Annotated in this window: 16 protein-coding genes and 1 pseudogene; 9 read left to right on the forward strand and 8 right to left on the reverse strand. The window is 71.8% G+C overall.

The features are described from left to right. Window positions 1-207: 207 nt before the first annotated feature. Window positions 208-312: pseudogene (locus tag MTF69_RS29695) on the forward strand (DNA alkylation repair protein); the annotation flags it as partial. A 60-nt stretch (window positions 313-372) separates the two neighbouring features. Here the strand turns inward: MTF69_RS29695 and MTF69_RS29700 are convergent. After that, window positions 373-1,602 (reverse strand): transposase, encoded by a 1,230-nt coding sequence (locus MTF69_RS29700; protein WP_243339263.1) that lies wholly within the window; start codon window positions 1,600-1,602, stop codon window positions 373-375. Between the two features lie 54 nt (window positions 1,603-1,656). Next, window positions 1,657-2,394 carry a VOC family protein gene (locus MTF69_RS29705; protein WP_243339264.1) on the reverse strand — a complete coding sequence of 246 codons (738 nt, stop codon included), beginning with the start codon at window positions 2,392-2,394 and terminating at the stop codon, window positions 1,657-1,659. A gap of 116 nt (window positions 2,395-2,510) precedes the next feature. Here MTF69_RS29705 and MTF69_RS43510 point away from each other — a divergent pair, with 116 nt between their 5' ends. The 3 genes from MTF69_RS43510 (at window position 2,511) to MTF69_RS29720 (ending at window position 5,084) form a co-directional block, all read left to right on the forward strand. Next, entirely contained in the window at window positions 2,511-3,707 is a 1,197-nt protein-coding gene (locus tag MTF69_RS43510; RefSeq protein WP_243339265.1) for a cytochrome P450, read from the forward strand. A 47-nt stretch (window positions 3,708-3,754) separates the two neighbouring features. Next, the gene (locus tag MTF69_RS29715; RefSeq protein WP_243339266.1) at window positions 3,755-4,549 is read left to right on the forward strand and encodes a crotonase/enoyl-CoA hydratase family protein; all 795 of its coding nucleotides are present in this window, start codon (window positions 3,755-3,757) and stop codon (window positions 4,547-4,549) included. Window positions 4,550-4,643: 94 nt separating this feature from the next. Continuing rightward, on the forward strand, window positions 4,644-5,084 hold the full coding sequence (locus MTF69_RS29720) for an NUDIX hydrolase (RefSeq protein ID WP_243339267.1): 441 nt from the start codon (window positions 4,644-4,646) through the stop codon (window positions 5,082-5,084). A 2-nt stretch (window positions 5,085-5,086) separates the two neighbouring features. Here MTF69_RS29720 and MTF69_RS29725 read toward each other — a convergent pair whose 3' ends face one another. Both MTF69_RS29725 and MTF69_RS29730 read right to left on the reverse strand, forming a co-directional pair. Continuing rightward, the gene (locus MTF69_RS29725; RefSeq protein WP_243339268.1) at window positions 5,087-5,512 is read right to left on the reverse strand and encodes a DUF6086 family protein; all 426 of its coding nucleotides are present in this window, start codon (window positions 5,510-5,512) and stop codon (window positions 5,087-5,089) included. Further along, complete coding sequence (locus MTF69_RS29730; RefSeq protein WP_243339269.1) at window positions 5,509-6,465, reverse strand: serine protease; 957 nt, start codon at window positions 6,463-6,465, stop codon at window positions 5,509-5,511. The genes MTF69_RS29725 and MTF69_RS29730 overlap by 4 nt, the downstream gene beginning before the upstream one ends. Window positions 6,466-6,629: 164 nt before the next feature. Here MTF69_RS29730 and MTF69_RS29735 point away from each other — a divergent pair, with 164 nt between their 5' ends. After that, entirely contained in the window at window positions 6,630-7,724 is a 1,095-nt protein-coding gene (locus MTF69_RS29735) for an alpha/beta fold hydrolase (protein ID WP_243339270.1), read from the forward strand. Between the two features lie 30 nt (window positions 7,725-7,754). Here the strand turns inward: MTF69_RS29735 and MTF69_RS29740 are convergent, their stop codons facing one another. From MTF69_RS29740 to MTF69_RS29750, 3 genes are all read right to left on the reverse strand, one after another. Then, a complete protein-coding gene (locus MTF69_RS29740) occupies window positions 7,755-8,171 on the reverse strand; it encodes a PIN domain nuclease (protein ID WP_243339271.1) in 417 nt (138 codons plus the stop codon). After that, the gene (locus MTF69_RS29745) at window positions 8,168-8,407 is read right to left on the reverse strand and encodes a type II toxin-antitoxin system VapB family antitoxin (protein WP_243339272.1); all 240 of its coding nucleotides are present in this window, start codon (window positions 8,405-8,407) and stop codon (window positions 8,168-8,170) included. Before MTF69_RS29745 ends, MTF69_RS29740 begins: the two co-directional genes overlap by 4 nt. Before the next feature lie 157 nt (window positions 8,408-8,564). Then, window positions 8,565-9,785: an amidohydrolase family protein gene (locus tag MTF69_RS29750; protein ID WP_243339273.1), complete on the reverse strand. Its 1,221-nt coding sequence runs from the start codon at window positions 9,783-9,785 to the stop codon at window positions 8,565-8,567. 197 nt (window positions 9,786-9,982) lie between these two features. Here MTF69_RS29750 and MTF69_RS29755 point away from each other — a divergent pair, with 197 nt between their 5' ends. Together MTF69_RS29755 and MTF69_RS29760 are read left to right on the forward strand one after the other, a co-directional pair. Continuing rightward, window positions 9,983-13,135, forward strand: a complete 3,153-nt coding sequence (locus MTF69_RS29755; RefSeq protein WP_243339274.1) for a BTAD domain-containing putative transcriptional regulator — start codon at window positions 9,983-9,985, stop codon at window positions 13,133-13,135. Between the two features lie 161 nt (window positions 13,136-13,296). Further along, window positions 13,297-13,482, forward strand: coding sequence for a hypothetical protein (locus tag MTF69_RS29760; protein ID WP_243339275.1), 186 nt, complete (start codon window positions 13,297-13,299; stop codon window positions 13,480-13,482). A 200-nt stretch (window positions 13,483-13,682) separates the two neighbouring features. Here MTF69_RS29760 and MTF69_RS29765 read toward each other — a convergent pair whose 3' ends face one another. Continuing rightward, a complete protein-coding gene (locus MTF69_RS29765) occupies window positions 13,683-14,474 on the reverse strand; it encodes an IclR family transcriptional regulator (protein ID WP_243339276.1) in 792 nt (263 codons plus the stop codon). Between the two features lie 145 nt (window positions 14,475-14,619). Here MTF69_RS29765 and MTF69_RS29770 point away from each other — a divergent pair, with 145 nt between their 5' ends. Continuing rightward, on the forward strand, window positions 14,620-15,348 hold the full coding sequence (locus tag MTF69_RS29770) for a class I SAM-dependent methyltransferase (protein ID WP_243339277.1): 729 nt from the start codon (window positions 14,620-14,622) through the stop codon (window positions 15,346-15,348). A gap of 75 nt (window positions 15,349-15,423) precedes the next feature. Beyond that, the gene (locus tag MTF69_RS29775) at window positions 15,424-16,527 is read left to right on the forward strand and encodes a hypothetical protein (RefSeq protein WP_243339278.1); all 1,104 of its coding nucleotides are present in this window, start codon (window positions 15,424-15,426) and stop codon (window positions 16,525-16,527) included. The last annotated feature ends 263 nt before the right edge of the window (window positions 16,528-16,790 follow it).

Here is a 16,790-nt window from a genome sequence, read left to right on the forward strand (position 1 = left end):
TCCTGAGCTGCGGGTTTGACTGACACCCCGAGCGAGAGGGTGAAGGAAGGCCCTCGGGGTCGGTGGGCGCGACAGATCGCTACGCAGTCTCGGCTTGGCGACCACCGGCCGTCCGTGGCTGATCCAGCGGGGTGACTGATCTGGAGAGGTGGCTGCGGCCGATTCCCTCGTAGGGTGAATCTCGTGCGTGAGAGAGAGGAGGCTGCGGTGGCTGAGACGGTACTGGCCGAGGTGATGGCCGAGCTGGCTGCGTTGGGGGACCCCAAAGCGCGTGCGGTGAACGAGAAGCACGGTGACGATCACGGTTTGAATCCTCCCCTCCCTGAAGGGAGGGGATTCCTCACCCTCCAGGGCTGATCGGGGATTTCCAGCTCAGGCAGCCACTTGGGACAGCGCCCCAGGTGGTCTTACACCCTCAGCACCAGCCGGGTTGAGACCAGCCCGGACCAGCATCACACGGGCGGAGTTCTTATCCCTGGGGGATACAGCTCCGCACACGGTGCAGGTGTACGTTCGTTCTGAGAGAGGTAGCGCGTGCTTGGTTCTCGCTCCGCACTGCGCGCAGTCCATGGTGGTATGCGCGGGGTGTACCAGGTGCACGGCCCGCCCGTGCTTTCGGCCCATCTCGACCAGAGCCACCTTCGTCGCGGAGATCGCCGCGTCGGCCGCCTTGCGGGCCATGCTGGACTTGGCGAGGAACTTCGGCCGGAAGTCCTCCACCGCCAGGGCGTCGTGATCACGGACCACGCGCTTGCCCCACTTGCGGCCCGTGTCCTGCCGCTGCCGGGCCACTTTCTTGTGCAGCTTCGCCGCCAGCTTCTTCGCCCGCTGGTAGCCCTTCGACCCGGGCTTGCCCTTCGGCGGCTTACGGCGGGCCATCATCCGCTGATAGCGGGCGAGCCTGACGGCGGCCGTCTTGCCGTGCTCGGCATGCGGGAGATCGTGGTCGTCTGATGTGGTAGTCGCCGTCTCCTTCACACCCCAGTCGATCCCGATCACCGCGCCCGTCTCCGGGAGCGGCTGCACCTCGGCGGGAACGACGAAGGAGCAATACCAATGCCCGAGGCTGTCCTGACAGACACGCACGCTGGACGGGTCGGCAGGAAGGTCCCGCGACCACACCACCGTCAGGGCGATTCCGCCCGCCAGGTGGAGCTTCCCGCCCTTGAGGCGGAAGCCGTTGCGGTTGTAGTTCATCGAGGGGCGCGTTTCGCGCTTCTTCTTCCACTTGGGCATCCCCGCCCGCTGCCGCATCGGCAGACGGTCCTTGATGTCCTTCTGCGCCTTCGCGCGGGACTTCCCGAAATCCCGGATCAACTGCTGCTGCGGAACGCTGGAGCCCTCACGGAGCCAGGTGTTCGTCTTGCGGGCCTCGGTCAGCATCTTGTCGAGCTGCCCCGGACCACACGTCCGCTTGTCCATACCCTCGGGTCGACGCTTGTTCCAAAGGTGCGTCTGCTTCGACTTCGCGCAGCACTCGTTCCAGATCCACCGGCACCGGTCCCACTCCGCAAGGAGCAGGCCGAGAGCGGTGGACGACACACGCAGACGGAAGGTCCACCGGGCGTACCCGGAGTTCCCCGCGATCGGTGTCGTTGCCATCCCAACAACCTATCCCCGACTACTGACAACAGCCGAAGGGGCAGGTCAGAAAGGTCAGCGAGGACTGAGGAGGCAGAACTCGTTGCCTTCCGGGTCGGCCAGTACCGTCCAGGAGATTGCGGACCGGTCGAAACCGGGGTCGGTGGCGCCCAGGGCGCGCAGTCGGGCTTCTTCCGCTTCCAGGTCGTCACCGGGGTAGGGGCAGACGTCGAGGTGGACGCGGTTCCACACGCTCTTGGTGTCGGGGGTGCGGACGAACTCCAGGTAGGGGCCGACGCCTTCGGCGGATCGCATGGTCGCCTGGTCGTCGGTGACCTCGTGCAGCGTCCAGTCCATCGCCTGATCCCAGAACCGGGCCATCCCCCGTGGGTCGGTGCAGTCGACCACTACCGCGGCGATCGGCCCGGTGTCCCGGTAGATCGGGCGGGGCTCCAGGACGCAGAACTCGTTGCCCTCCGGGTCGGCCATGACCGTCCAGGGGACGTCGCCCTGGCCCACGTCGGCGAGCGTCGCGCCGAGATCCTTCAGGCGCGCGACCAACTCCGCTTGGTGGGCGGTCGAGGTGGTGGCCAGATCAAGGTGTACGCGGTTCTTGACCGTTTTGGGTTCCGGGCGGGCGACGAGGTCGATGCAGACCGCCACGGGGTCGGGGTAGGCGAAGCCCACGGGTTCGAGGTTGGTGACGCCGGGTCCCTCGCTGTCGACACCCCAACCGAGTGCCTCCGCCCAGAACCGGCCGAGCGCGGAGTCGTCTTGGGCCTTCATGTTGATCTGCACAAGTCTTGTTGGCATGCCGCAGATCTTAGAAGTTGCCGTCGCCCCCCATCGAACCCACGTCCGTTCCGCATCTTCCTCATGTCCAGTCCGTTGAAGCGGTGTCCTTGTCGGTTGCCGATTCCGGAGTTTCTGTGCCCGCTCCTTCCCCGTCCTCCCCGCCCCCCGACCTGCTGGCCGCCCGGGTCCGGGACCCGTACCCCTACTTCGCCTGGCTGCGCCGGCATGCGCCCGTCCGTGCGGAGCGCCGGGACGGGCGTCCCACCGTGTGGCAGATCTCCCGCCACGAGGACGTGCTGGCGCTGCTCACCGACGAGCGGCTGAGCAAGGACCCGGGTCGGGTGCCCGGCTATGTTGCGGGGCCGGCCGGGTTGAACCGGCACCTGGTCCATTCCGATCCGCCGGATCACACCCGGCTGCGGACCCTGGTGAACACGGCCTTCGCGCCCCGTCGCATCGCCCAGCTGGAACCTTTCATCACGGACACCGCGCACCTGCTGCTGGACCGGGTCGAGGGCCATGCGCATGTGGACGTGATCGGGGACTTCGCCGCGCCCCTGACGTTCCGGATGATCTGCGCGATCCTCGGGGTCCCCGGGGAACTGGACAACGCAAGGACCCGGGACACCCTGATGGCCACCATCGCTCCCGCTCCGGGAGTGGATCAGGCCCGGGTGGACGACGCGCTGCACGCGCTGCTCGACCGGCTCGTCGCCACGAAACGTACGGGGGGCGAGCAGAGCGGAGTGGACCTGCTGGGCGCTCTCGTACGGGCCGGCGACGAAAGCGGCGCGATGAGCGAGGAGGAGCTGCGGTCCACCGCGTACCTCCTGCTGCTGGTCGGACACGACACCACCATGAACCTCATCGGCAACGGCACGCTCGCCCTGCTCCGCAACCCCGCCGAGGCGGCCCGGCTCGCCGCACCGGGGCTCGTCACCACGGCCGTCGAAGAGCTCCTGCGCTACGACTCCCCGGTGCGCGACGCGACCTTCCGCTGCGCAGCAGAATCGATCACCCTCCACGGGCAGGTGATCGACGAGGGGGACATCGTCAGCCTCCTGATCGGATCGGCGAACCGGGACGGCCTCCGGTTCCCCGAGCCGGACCGGCTCGATCTGGGGCGGACGCCCAATGACCATCTCGCCTTCGGCTACGGGCCGCACTTCTGCATCGGTGCCGCTCTGGCCCGCCTCGAGGGTGCCGTCGCGTTTCCCCTGCTCCTCCGGCGGCTGGGCAGCGTCGCGCTGGCCAAGCCCACCGAAGAACTCCCCTGGCGGCCGGCCCGGGTCATGCGCGGCCTGGCCGCACTCCCCGTCGTACGAAACTGACCATCCGGAACCGGCCTCCCCACCCAGGAGCACAGGAGTGCAGCCGCATGCCCCACATTCCCGATCCCGTCGTCCTGGCCGAACCCGCCCCGGGCGTTCTGCTCATCACCCTCAACAGGCCCCGCGTCCGCAACGCCGTGGACCGGCCCCTCGCCGAGGCCCTGGACGCGGCCCTCACCCGGCTGGAGGACGATGCGTCGCTGGCCGTCGGCATCCTCACCGGTGCGGAGGGCCACTTCTGCTCGGGCATGGACCTCAAGGCCTTCCCCACCGAAGGCGTCCCCGTCGTCGCCGGGCGCGGGCTGGCGGGGCTGACCCGTGCCCGGCTGCGCAAGCCGCTCATCGCCGCCGTCGAGGGTGCGGCCGTCGCCGGGGGCTTCGAACTGGCCCTCGCCTGCGACCTCATCACCGCGGCCGACACCGCGTTCTTCGCCCTGCCCGAGGTGGCCCGCGGACTCATCGCCGCCGAAGGCGGAGCGATCCGCCTGCCCGGCCGGCTCCCGTACCACGTGGCCATGGAGATGCTCCTGACGGCCGCTCCCCTGTCCGCCGCCGACGCCGCCCGTTACGGGCTGGTCAACCGCCTCACCCCCGAGGGCCGGGCCCTCGAAGCGGCCCTCGCGCTGAGCGCCCGCATCCAGGCCCACTCCCCCGACGCCGTCCACCTCACGAAGCAGATCGTCCAGAACACCCGCGGCCTGGACGACCACGCCGCCTACTCGGTCCAGGACCCGCTCAGCACGCCCGTGTTCGCCACCACCGCCGCCACGGAGGGCGCCCGGGCCTTCACCCAGAAACGCTCCCCCGCCTGGGACGGGCCTCCGGCGTCCCGCCGCCTCTGATCCCCCGGGCCGGCCCAACGCCCCGGTCCCCGCCCGGCCCTCGCCCCCATCAAACCCCTCCCGCCCCGCGCACCCCCCGTCGTACGCTGGTCTGATGCGAACTCCACGGCAGGCAGCAAGAATCGTCGTCCTCAACCCCGCCGGATCCGTGTTCCTGTTCCGCGAGAACAACGTGGAAGTCGGCGTCCACTGGCTGCCGCCCGGCGGTGGCATCGATCCCGGGGAGACGCCCGAGGAGTGCGTGCGGCGGGAGTTGCGGGAAGAGACGGGCTGGACGGACCTGGAGCCGGAGCGGCTGCTCTGCACCTGGGAGCACGACTTCACCCACCAGGGCATCCCCGTACGCCAGCACGAGCACATCTACGTGACCTCCGGCCCGCACCGCGATCCGGTACCGGAGTACCCCGAGGCCCACTGGCGGTGGCTGTCCCCGCGGAACCTCGCCACCCTCGGCGAACCCCTGTGGCCGCCGCGCCTCGCCGAGCTGCTCGATGAAGTCCCCTCCGAGCCGGTGCACTTGGGGCTCATCGCCTGAGCTCAGCGCGGCATCCGCCGGGACAGCTCCCGGGCGAACGCGCGCAGCGCGGACTCCGCCAAGGACTCGCAGGAGCCCGGGAGCGGGACCTGGACGTCCCGGGCCCCCTCCGGTGAACCAGCAGGAGGCCGCGGCCAGTTCACCCGCACCCCCGCCCGTTCCGCCAGCACCAGCACGGTGGCCACGAAGCCCTCGGAGAGGGCGCGGATCACGGTGTGGCCGGTGAGTCCGTAGCGGGCGACGAGGGCTTCGGCGAAGGAGCCGAGGGCGGCCGGGTCGATCTGGCACTCGTCGTTCTCCATCGGGCCGATACCCGACGGGACGCCGAGTTCCGCCTCAAAGAGGGCCACTTGGCAGTGGAAGAGGCGGGCGGCGCCGTTCGAGGGATTCCAGAGCGTTTCGTCGCCGAGGTCGTAGTACTGACTCACCGGCCGGTCCCCCCAGCCGTGGCCCCAGCCGTGGCCCCGCCCGTCGCCCCAGCCGTGGCCCCGCCCGTCGCCCCAGCCGTCGCCCCGCCCGTCGCCCCGGCCGCCGCCCGGGCGTACAGCTGCGCCGCGTAGTCGGCCAGGATCGTGCTGGTCGAGACGTCGTCCGTTTCCCCGCCGGTCAGGACGCCGATGATTTTTCCGTCGGCGGCGATCCACGAGCTGCCGCTCGTGCCGCCGGGGAAGTCCGCGCAGTCGAAGCGCTGTTCCGTGGCGCTCAGCCGCACCGCGCGGGACAGGCAGGTCCGCGGGACCTTGCGGTCCGACGGGTAGCCCGTCACCGTGACCTGCTCGTCCGTGCGGCCCGTGGTGTCCAGGACGGCGGCGCCGGTGACGTCCTCGACGTTGCGGCCCGAGGCGTCGGGGGCGAGGCGGGCGAAGGCCAGGTCGTAGTCGTCGTTCGTCCCCTCGGACCAGCGCGGGTCCTCGAAGACCTCCGCGATCTTCCAGGTGCCGTGCGGGGCCCGCCCGTCCGTGTACGCGGGTGCGAAGGAGGCTGCGCCCTCACCGGCCCGGCCGGCGCGCAGGCAGTGGCCGGCGGTGACGATCAGGTTCCGCCCGGGACTGTGCACGACGGTCGCGGTACAGAAGTGATCGCCGGTCACATCGCCCTCGAACAGCGCCCCGGCGAAGGCCGCGGGCCCGCCCGGCGCGGAAGGTGACACGGACGGTCCGGGGGTCGGCCCATCGGACGGCCGGGCCTGTCTCGGCGATTGCGACGGCGACTGCGACTGCGACTGCGACGGGCGGGCCGTGGAGGACGTCTCGGGAGGTGTCGCGTGCGCGTGCGCGGAGGCCTTGCCGTCATCGGCCGGGACCACCTTCGTCATGGCCGCGGACGCACCCAGCGCCGCCACCGCACACAACACCGCGGTCACCACGGCCCGCTTGTCCATCACAGACGACCCTCCCCAATGTGCTCCGGCGGAGCATGACTTGCCTGCGGGAACCCCGCAAGAGGGACCCCTGCGCGGGGTGCCCGCTCCCCACAGTTGACACCATCCCGGCCTCCCTCCACACTTTTCCGTATCCACTGGATACAGTTTATGGAGGACGCAGAATGATCGCCACCTTTGCCGCCGTCACCGCCGTCACCGCCCTCGCCACCCCCGCGGCCGCCCTCCTCACCCTCCTGACCCACCGCGCCCTGCGCCGCTCGCAGGCCGCCAAGACCCTGCGGATCGAGTCCCCGCACGGCATCGACGAGCAGGGCTTCGTCCGCATCGGCGGCATCGACCAGTGGATCTCGGTCCGCGGCGAGGACCGGGCCAATCCGGTCCTCGTCGAGATCCACGGCGGCCCCGGCGCCGCCAACTCCATCTACACGGCCCGCACGCGCAGTTGGGAGCGGCACTTCACGATCGTCCGCTGGGACATGCGCGGCGCCGGCAAGACCTTCGGCCACGGCGGCCCGCAGGGCCAGGGCGAGGCCACCTTCGGGCGGCTCTACGAGGACGCCCTGGAGGTCACCCGGCACGCCCGGGACCGGCTGGGCGCCGACCGGGTGGCGCTCCTGGCCAACTCCTACGGCAGCGTCTTCGGGCTGCGGCTGGCCCGAAACCACCCCGAGCTCTACTCCGCGTACGTGGGCACCGACCAGAACATCCAGACCGGCGGCCGCGACACTTCCGCCCACGACGGCCTACTGGAGCGGCTGCGTGCCGCCGGGAAGGCGAAGCGGCTGGCGCAGGCCGAGGCGATCGGGCCGGACCCGCACGCGTGGACCCCGCAGCAGCGGGCGGCGTACGCCAAGCTCAGCGCGCAGAGCGACCCTCTGACGCTGACCGCGCTCAAGAAGGTCGTCCTGGGTTCGATGTGGCTGTCGCCGCTGCACTCGCTGCGCGATCTGCGGGACTTCTTCCGCGGGCAGTCCTTCTCGGAGCGGATCACGGAGGGGACGGCGGGGCTCGACGACCGGGCCGACGGCACGCGCTTCGAGATCCCGTTCTTCGTCTTCCAGGGCGAGCACGACGTCCTCACTCCGCCGGCGGCCGCCAGGGCCTTCTTCGACGAGGTCGAGGCCCCGGTGAAGCGGTTCGCCCTCATCGAGGGCTGCAGCCACTTCGCCTCGTTCAGCCGCCCGGACCGCTTCCTGGACCTCCTGCTGACCCACGTCCGCCCGGTGGTCACCGCCGAGCGCCACCGCAGCACGTGAAGGAGCCGCTCCGGGCTCAGGCGACCGGCCTCAGTCGGCCGTTCCCCGCGGTACGACCCACCGCGTCGGCTGGCCGGTGACCTCGGCGATCATGTCGTAGTCGCCGTCGTAGTGCAGGACGGTGGCTCCGTGCCGTTCGGCGGTCGCCGCGATGATCAGGTCGGGGAGGGAGAGCGCCTTCCAGTTGCCCCCCTCGATGAGCTTTCTCTGCACGCTCAAGGCCCGGTCCCACGTCTCATCGGGAGTGGGGAGCCAGTCGAAGGCGCCCATGCCTTTGCGGACCCGCTCCGCATCGGCCTTCGAGCGGGCGCTGTACATCACCTCCAGCTCCACGGCTCCGCACACGGCAAGGACTCCCGCCACGTGGAGCGGAAAGACGACCTTGTGCACGGCAGGCTTGGGGTAGCGCGCCAGGACAGACTTGTCGATCAGAAAGCGCTCGGTCATGCCGCCCTGTCCTGAACGTGCTCCTCATCCGCGAAGGTCCCGGTGGCCGGCTCGACCGGACCCGTCAGGTCGGGCAGCCCACCCTCGGCGATCCAGTTCAGGAAGTCTTCCCTCTTGCGCCGGTTGACCACGTCCTGAAGGGCCGCGTTCACCGTCGCCACCTTCGTCTTCGTACCGAAGAGCTCGGCGGCCTCCGCCAGCAGGGCGTCGTCGACGTCGATCACGGTTCTGGCCATCGTGAACCTCCTCAGCGAGGGGCCGACCGGCCCCTGTCCACTTAAACGATATCAAGATCGACGTCAAGAGATATCGTTTCTGCAGACAGGTCCATGCCAGGCAGCCCCGGCCGGAGCGAATCCGGTCGGGGCTGTCCGCTGGTGCGGGCTCGGGCCGCTACGCCCCCGGCCAGAGGCCTTCCGGGGTCAGGCCCAGGAGGTCGATCGCGTTGCCGCGGACGATGCGGTCCACCACGTCCGGGGCCAGGTGGCCCATCTGGGACTCGCCGACCTCGCGGGACTTGGGCCACGTGGAGTCGGAGTGGGGGTAGTCGGTCTCGTAGAGGACGTTGGCGACGCCGATGGAGTCGAGGTTCTTCAGGCCGAAGGCGTCGTCGAAGAAGCAGCCGAAGACGTGCTCCGCGAAGAGCTCCGACGGCGGGCGCAGCACCTTGTCGGCGACGCCTCCCCAGCCGCGGTTCTCCTCCCAGACCACGTTCGCGCGCTCCAGGATGTACGGGATCCAGCCGATCTGGCCCTCCGCGTACATGATCTTGAGGTTCGGGAAGCGCTCGAACTTGCCGCTCATCAGCCAGTCCACCATCGAGAAGCAGCAGTTGGCGAAGGTGATGGTGGAGCCGACGGCCGGCGGGGCGTCCGCCGAGGTGGAGGGCATGCGCGAGGAGGAGCCGATGTGCATGGCGATGACCGTGCCGGTCTCGTTGCACGCCTCCAGGAAGGGGTCCCACTCGTCCGTGTGGATGGAGGGGAGCCCGAGGTGGGGCGGGATCTCCGAGAAGGCGACCGCGCGGACGCCGCGGGCCGCGTTGCGGCGGACCTCGGCGGCGGCCAGACGGGCGTCCCAGAGCGGGATGAGGGTGAGCGGGATGAGGCGGCCGCCGGCGTCGGGGCCGCACCAGTCCTCCACCATCCAGTCGTTGTACGCGCGCACGCCGAGCAGGCCGAGCTCGCGGTCCTTGGCCTCGGTGAAGGTCTGGCCGCAGAAGCGCGGGAAGGTGGGGAAACAGAGGGCGGACTGGACGTGGTTGACGTCCATGTCGGCGAGCCGGTCGGGAACCGAGAAGGACCCCGGGCGCATCTGCTCGTACGTGATGACTTCGAGCTTGATCTCGTCGCGGTCGTAGCCGACGGCCGTGTCGAGGCGGGTGAGGGGTCGGTGCAGGTCCTCGTACACCCACCAGTCGCCTATCGGTCCGTCGTCGCCCTTGGCCCCCATCACGGGGGCGAACTTGCCTCCGAGGAAGGTCATTTCCTTCAGAGGGGCGCGGACGACGCGGGGGCCGACGTCGTGGTACTTGGACGGGAGCCGGTCCCGCCAGACGTTGGGGGGCTCAACCGTGTGGTCGTCCACCGAGATGATCTTCGGGAAGGTCTCCATGTCCTCACGGTAGCGTCAATCTGACGAACCGTCAGCTAGTTGGGCGGGGCGGGATCCCCGATCCGTACGGGCCGGGGCCCGGATCCGTGCGCAACGGGGCCCGGATCCGTAAGGACTGGGTCCGTTACGGACTGACGTGTACGCGCAACACAGGGCAGACTGGCCCTTACACCTAGGGAAGGCAGGGGGGAGACCAGATGGACGGCACACCGGCCATCCCGCACCAGCGGAACCACCCCGAGTCCGGTGACACCGCCATTGCCGCAGCCGCCGGACCCGGAGTCGAAGCAGCGCCCGCCGCGGGGCCCGGGACCGAAGCCGCCACCGGGACCCAGTCCCCCTCCACCGCCGGAGGCAACCGGTTCGCCGTGCTCGGGCCCATCCGGGCCTGGCGCGGCGGCGAGGCGCTGAGCTCCGGGACCCCGCAGCAGCGGGCGCTCCTCGCCGTGCTGCTGCTCCGCGACGGCCGCACCGCGACCGCGCCCGAGCTCATCGACGCCATCTGGGGCGAGGACCCGCCGCAGCAGGCCCTCGCGACCATCCGAACGTACGCCTCCCGCCTGCGCAAGATCCTCGAACCCGGGCTCCTCGTCAGCGAGTCCGGCGGCTACGCGATCCGCCTGCCCCACCCCGAGGCCCTCGACCTCGGCATCGCCCGGGCCCTCGCCGCCGACGCCGAGGCCGCACGCGCCGGGACGGCGAAGCGCGGCAGCGACAGGGGCGGCGCCGGGAAGGGCGCCCCCGGCAGCCCCGGCACCCCCAGCACCCCCGGCACCCCCGCCGGCAAGGGCGACCGCGCGCTCGCCCGTACGCTGCTGGCCCGCGCCCTGGACGTCTGGGACGGCGAACCGCTGGCCGGCGTACCCGGACCGCACGCCGAAACCGAGCGCACCCGGCTCGCCGAGTGGCGCCTCCAGCTGCTGGAGACCCGCCTCGACCTGGACCTGGAGCTCGGCCACCACGCCGAGGCCGTCTCCGAGCTCACCGCACTCACCGCCGCCCACCCGCTGCGGGAGCGGCTGCGCGAGCTGCTGATGCTCGCCCTCTACCGCAGCGGCCGCCAGGCCGAGGCCCTCGCCGTGTACGCCGACACCCGCCGGCTCCTCGCCGACGAACTCGGCGTCGACCCGCGCCCCGAACTCGCCGGGCTCCAGCAGCGCATCCTGCGGGCCGACTCCGAACTGGCCCGCGCCGAAGACCCGGCACCCGCCGCCGCGCCCGTCCACGTGAAGCCCGCCCAACTGCCCGCCACCGTCTCCGACTTCACGGGCCGGTCCAGCTTCGTCCGGGACCTCGGCCAGATCCTCGCGGGCGCCGAGGGCCAAGTGATGGCGGTCTCCGCCCTCGCCGGCATCGGGGGCGTCGGCAAGACCACCCTCGCCGTGCACGTCGCGCACGCCGCCCGCCCGCACTTCCCCGACGGGCAGCTCTACGTCGACCTCCAGGGCACCGAGGCCCGCCCCGCCGAGCCCGAGGCCGTCCTCGGCTCCTTCCTGCGCGCCCTCGGGACCCCCGACTCCTCCATCCCCGACTCCCCCGCCGAACGGGCCGCGCTCTACCGCTCCACCCTCGACGGCCGCCGCGTCCTGGTCCTCCTCGACAACGCCCGCGACGCGGCCCAGGTCCGCCCGCTCCTGCCGGGCACCGAGGGCTGCGCCGCCCTCGTCACCAGCCGGGTCCGGATGGCCGGCCTGGCCGGCGCACACCTCGTCGACCTCGACGTGATGAGCCCCGACGAGGCGCTCCAGCTGTTCACCCGGATCGTGGGCGCCGAGCGGGTCGGCGCCGAGCGGCAGGCCGCCCTCGACGTGGTCGGCGCCTGCGGGTTCCTGCCGCTGGCCATCCGCATCGCCGCCTCCCGGCTCGCCGCCCGCCGCACCTGGACCGTCTCCGTGCTCGCCGCGAAGCTCGCCGACGAGCGCCGCCGCCTGGACGAGCTCCAGGCCGGCGACCTCGCCGTCAAGGCCACCTTCGAGCTGGGTTACGGGCAGTTGGAGCCCGCGCAGCAGCGTGCGTTCCGCCTGCTGGGGCTGCCCGACGGGCCGGACATCTCCCTCGCGGCCGCAGCGGCCGTACTCGACCGGCCGGAGCACGACACCGAGGACCTGCTCGAAGCCTTGGTCGACTGCTCCCTCCTCGAATCGGCCGCGCCCGGCCGCTACCGCTTCCACGACCTCGTACGCCTCTACGCGCGTGCCTGCGCCGAGCGCGACGAGCAGCCGCCCGGCGCGCGCGACGCCGCCCTGGACCGGGTGCTGGACTTCTACCTGGCCACCGCCGCCGGGGTGTACGGCCTGGAACGGCCCGGCGACCGGCTCGTGGCCCACCTGTCGGCCACCCGCCACCCCGGTCTGGTCTTCACCGAGCCGCATTCCGCCCAGGACTGGCTGTACGCCGAAGCCGACCCGCTGCTCGCGTGCGTCCGGCAGGCGTCCGTGCGAACGACCGGGCGCCAGGACCTGCTGCGCCGGGCCGTGGACCTGCTGTGGGCGGCCAAGGACCTCGCCGAGTCCGGCGCCAACTCCAAGCAGTACGAGTCGGCCGCGACCGCGCTGTGCGAGGCCGCGCACGCTGCGAAGGACCCGTACGCCGAGGGCCGCGCCCGGACCACCCTCACCAACACCCACCTGGTTGCGGGCCGGTTCACCGAGGCCGACGACGAGGCCCGCCAGGCCATGCTGCTCGCCCGCGCCGCCGGGGACCCGCTGCCCAGCTGCTGGGCGCCCAACGACCGCGGGATCATCGCCCTCTACGAGGGCCGCTACCAGGACGGCGAGCGCTACCTGCTGGAGGCCATCGCCAACTTCCGGGCGGACGCCAACTACGTGGGCGAGGCCAGCGCCCTGTGCAACCTCTCCCGCATCCACGTGGAGCTGGGCCGGCTCACCAGCGCCATAGACCTGGCCCAGCAGGGCATCGCCATCTACGACCGGATGGGACTCACCCTGCGCCTGGCCAACGGCCGCTACGCGCTGGGCATCGCCCTCACCCAGGCGGGTCTGACCACCGAGGCGCTCGAACAGTTGACCGCCGCGCTGGCGCTGTTCCACGACAACCGCCAGCCGCTGTGGGAGGGCATCACCCACTTCAGGCTGGCGGAGGTCCACCTGTCGGCGGGCCGGGCCACGCTGGCGGCCGCGCACGCCGAACAGGCCGTCGCACTGCGCGTGATGGGCGGCGAGTGGCGGCGGGCATGCGTCCTGATGGTCCTGGGGCGGGCGCTGCGGCGGCTGGGCCAGCGGGACCGGGCGCGGGTGTGCTGGCGGGACGCGGAGGCGGTCTTCGCGCAGCTGGGCTCGTCCGAACTCGCCGAGGTGCGGGCACTGTTGGCGGCCGAGATCGCGGCCTGACCCCGTCCGCTGAATGAGACGTTCATCGTTCGTTTATCGCCCCGGGTCACAGTAAGTGCATCGACTCGTCACGTCGGGGGCAAGCGGGTCGGATGGACCGCCCGTTCGGCGGTCCGCGGGGGAATCGCCGAACGGGTCCAATCCACCTTCAGGAGTGCGTGATGACGACGAACGAGAACGTCCTGCCGAACGACGGCGACCTGCAGCCGATGGACAACCACGCCACCGGCATCGAGATCAAGCCGCTGGACAACCACGCCACGGGCGAACCGCTCGCGGCGGCACCGGACGCGGCGGACGAGCAGATCGTGACGCTCGACAACCACGCGACCGGCACGCTGCCCTAACGGCGGCACACGACCACGGGGGACCCACGGGGGTACGGGGGTACGGGGGACCCGATGGGGGGGTACGGGGGAACGGCGGCCGCGGTGGCCAGGAGGGGGACCACCGCGGCCGCCGCACGTGCGCGTACGGGCGGCGTGGCCGACGAGGGCCGACGAGGGCCGACGAGGGCCGACGAGGGCCAGGTTTCCAGCGGGACGCCTCAGCCGCCGAGCTGGAGCAGCCGCTGTACGCCCCGCGCGGCCTCCAGCAGCGCCGGCGAGAACCGCTCCAGCTCCGCCCGCGTGCTCAGGAAGGCGGCGGCGGTCAGGCTGACCCCGCCCACCGGCACGCCCGCGCGGTCGAAGACCGGCGCGCCCAGGCAGCGGACCGAGGGCTCGTACTCCTGGTCGTCGACGGCGTAGCCGCGCAACCGGACCGTCCGCAGTTCGGCCGCGAGGACCTCCCGGTCGGTGTGGGTCTGCCGGGTCAGGGCGGGCATCCCGGTGGCCCGGAGGATGCCCTCGGCCTCCTCGGGCGGCAGGTGCGCGAGGACGGCCTTGCCGATCGCGGTGGCGTGCAGGGGGATCCGCGCGCCGACGCGCGAGGAGGTCCGGTGGGACCGGGCGCTCTCGATCGTGCGGATGTAGGTGAGCGCGTTGCCGCTGCGCAGGGCCAGGTGGACGGCCTGGCCGGTGCACTTCTGGAGGAATTCGAGCAGCTCGACGATGCCCTCGGGCCGGTCGGCGGAGACCTCGGCGGCCAGGGTGCGCAGCCGCAGGCCCACCCCGTAGCTGCCCTCGCCGTCGGTGACGGCGTAGCCCTGCTCGACGAGGGAGACCAGGATCCGGTACGTGCTGGACTTGGGGACCCCGGCGGCGGCCGACAGTTCGGCGAGCCGGTGCGGCCCGCCGAACGCGGTCAGCGCCTCCGTGATCCGCAGGGTCTTCTCCAGCGCGCTGCTGCCGGCCCGGGAACTCCGGCCGACGCCTTGTGGCGCGCCCTGGCCCGGCACCTCACTTCGTATGGCATTGACCACGGAATCCCCAAGGATTGGCAAAACGTATCGATTCACCCTACGGCACGGGATGCCCGTTTTGCCCGGGGCCGAAGGGCCCGAAATGCCGTCCGCCCGCCCCCTCGCTGACTAGGCTGACCGTGTGTTCACCTCCCAGGGTCCGACCCTCCGCGAACTGGCCGTACAGGCCCTGTCCTCCATCGAGCGGGGCTACGACCTGCTGGCCCCGAAGTTCGACCAGACCCCCTTCCGCACCCCCGACCGGATGCTCGACGCGGTCGAGGAGACGCTCGCCCGCCACGAGGGCCCCTTCGACACCGGACTCGACGTGTGCTGCGGTACGGGCGCCGGCCTCGGCATGCTGCGGCGGCTGTGCCGGGGGCGGGTGACCGGAGTGGACCTGAGCTCGGGCATGCTCGCCGAGGCCGGGCTCGCCCACCCCGAGGAGCGGGTGGACCTCCTGCGGGCCGACGCGCGCTCCCTGCCCGCCGCGCTCGGGAACTCGTACGACCTGGCGGTCAGCTTCGGCGCCTTCGGCCACTTCCTCCCGGCCGAGCGCCCCGCCGTCTTCTCCGGGGTCTACGGGGCCCTGCGCCCCGGCGGCGTGTTCGCCTTCCCGATCGGCGCCCCGATCCCGCCGAGCCGCCCGGCGTGGTGGGCCCTGTCCGGCTTCGACGCGGTGATGCGGGTGCGCAATGCCGTCTGGCGCCCGCCGTTCGTCATGTACTACCGCACCTTCCCGCTGGGCGGCGTACGCACCGACCTGCGCGCGGCCGGCTTCACGGTGGAGACCCTCCCCCTGGACCACTTCGGCCGCCGGCCGGACGGGACGCCGCGCTGGCGGCTGGTACTGGCGCGCCGGGCGGACTGAGCGCGTGAGAAACACGGTGGCCGGGGCGGCGCTGAGCTGCGACGATGCCTCCTCTGCTGCTCTCGCGGAGGACATTTGTTCGTTTTTGCATGTGCCGGCTGTGGCGCAAGGCTGACCATCCCGCTGTCCCAAGTCGCGCTCCCGGCCCACGCCCATCAGACGTACGGGAACGGGATCCAGCTGCCGGCTCTCATGGAGTCGGGCACGTTCGCCGTGGAACCGGAACCCTGGGGGCCGCCGTGGCGGAGGTGGCAGGAGATCGATCCGGGCGAGGCGGCGGCACGCGGCGTCCACGCTCCGGTCCACGTGTTGTCCGACGGCGCGCCCGGCAGCATCGTCATCGCACCCGGGGACACCCGCGGCACCGTGCTCGTCCCGGAGGCAGGCGACGGCTACTGCTGCGGCCTCGGCCGGGGTGACGGCCCCAACATGGCCTGCGAGGCGTGCGGTCTGCCCGTGGCGAGCCGGATCGACGACTGCTCGGTGTGGCAGGCGGTCTGGCTCGCGCCCGATGCCGTGCACCGCCTCCCCGTCGACGACGGCGACGCAGTGCTCTCCTGGGCGGAACTGCTGGCGGAGGGGAAGGGCACACCCCCGATCGAGCCGGTCACCCGATGGGGCTCGCCGCGCGGGCTGGACCACTCGTGGTCATGGAGCCCGCAGTGGGAGGCGGCGGCCGGCCGGGCCCTGGCCCACCTGCTGGCAGCTTCGGACGGCAGACCGGTGACCGTCCCGCACGGCCTGATCGCGGACGTGTTCCAACGCGCCCTGGACGCCCTGCTGCCCGCGGGTCAGCCGGCCAGGCGCGCCCTCCTGGCCGGACCGGGACTGCCCGCCCCCGACACGGGCGCCGACATCATCCTCGTGCCGGCCCATCCGCAGACGGGAGAGCTCTGGAGCCCGGCCGCCCCGGACGCATGGGCACACTCGGTGCCGCTGCCGTTCGGGGTGTGGAGGTGGATGGCCTTCCCCGAGCCGGACCTACGCCGCCCCGCGTCGGGGCTCATGCCCGACGGCGTACTCCGCGACCACCCGCCCGCACCGCTCCCCCACTACCCGTTCCGGGCCGACTCGGGAACCTTCCGGCACACGCTGGCCCGATTGCCTGCCGTCCGCAGCCCGTGGCTGCGCGAGATCCTCGCGAACGTCACGCACCACAAGCACGCCGCCCTCTTCTGAGCAGTACCGCTGGGTGCCGTCCCGCGACTCGAACTCGGGTGCTGGAGACAGGAGCCACCGGGACGCGTGCGGACGCGTCCCGGTGGGGCGCGAAGCTTCTTTTGGCTGAAGTACCTGGGGAAAGAACCTCTTCCACACCCCTCCAGCCTCCCGCCGGGCGGGCTCTCACCCACAAGGGTGAATCAGCCAACTGGGGTGGATTTCGCGGTGGTTGGCTGGCATATGCTCGCCCCGACAACTCAGACATGAGACGGCCCCCGCCG

This window comes from Streptomyces sp. AP-93 (assembly GCF_022808175.1).
In the GTDB taxonomy this organism is placed as follows: Bacteria; Actinomycetota; Actinomycetes; order Streptomycetales; family Streptomycetaceae; genus Streptomyces.

Excerpts from the sequence above, each read along its gene's own strand:
- MTF69_RS29700 (WP_243339263.1), bottom strand. The coding sequence starts at position 1,602 with ATGGCAACGACACCGATCGCGGGGAACTCCGGGTACGCCCGGTGGACC.
- MTF69_RS29705 (WP_243339264.1), bottom strand. The coding sequence starts at position 2,394 with ATGCCAACAAGACTTGTGCAGATCAACATGAAGGCCCAAGACGACTCC.
- MTF69_RS29715 (WP_243339266.1), top strand. The coding sequence starts at position 3,755 with ATGCCCCACATTCCCGATCCCGTCGTCCTGGCCGAACCCGCCCCGGGC.
- MTF69_RS29720 (WP_243339267.1), top strand. The coding sequence starts at position 4,644 with ATGCGAACTCCACGGCAGGCAGCAAGAATCGTCGTCCTCAACCCCGCC.
- MTF69_RS29730 (WP_243339269.1), bottom strand. The coding sequence starts at position 6,465 with ATGGACAAGCGGGCCGTGGTGACCGCGGTGTTGTGTGCGGTGGCGGCG.
- MTF69_RS29735 (WP_243339270.1), top strand. The coding sequence starts at position 6,630 with ATGATCGCCACCTTTGCCGCCGTCACCGCCGTCACCGCCCTCGCCACC.
- MTF69_RS29740 (WP_243339271.1), bottom strand. The coding sequence starts at position 8,171 with ATGACCGAGCGCTTTCTGATCGACAAGTCTGTCCTGGCGCGCTACCCC.
- MTF69_RS29745 (WP_243339272.1), bottom strand. The coding sequence starts at position 8,407 with ATGGCCAGAACCGTGATCGACGTCGACGACGCCCTGCTGGCGGAGGCC.
- MTF69_RS29750 (WP_243339273.1), bottom strand. The coding sequence starts at position 9,785 with ATGGAGACCTTCCCGAAGATCATCTCGGTGGACGACCACACGGTTGAG.
- MTF69_RS29755 (WP_243339274.1), top strand. The coding sequence starts at position 9,983 with ATGGACGGCACACCGGCCATCCCGCACCAGCGGAACCACCCCGAGTCC.
- MTF69_RS29760 (WP_243339275.1), top strand. The coding sequence starts at position 13,297 with ATGACGACGAACGAGAACGTCCTGCCGAACGACGGCGACCTGCAGCCG.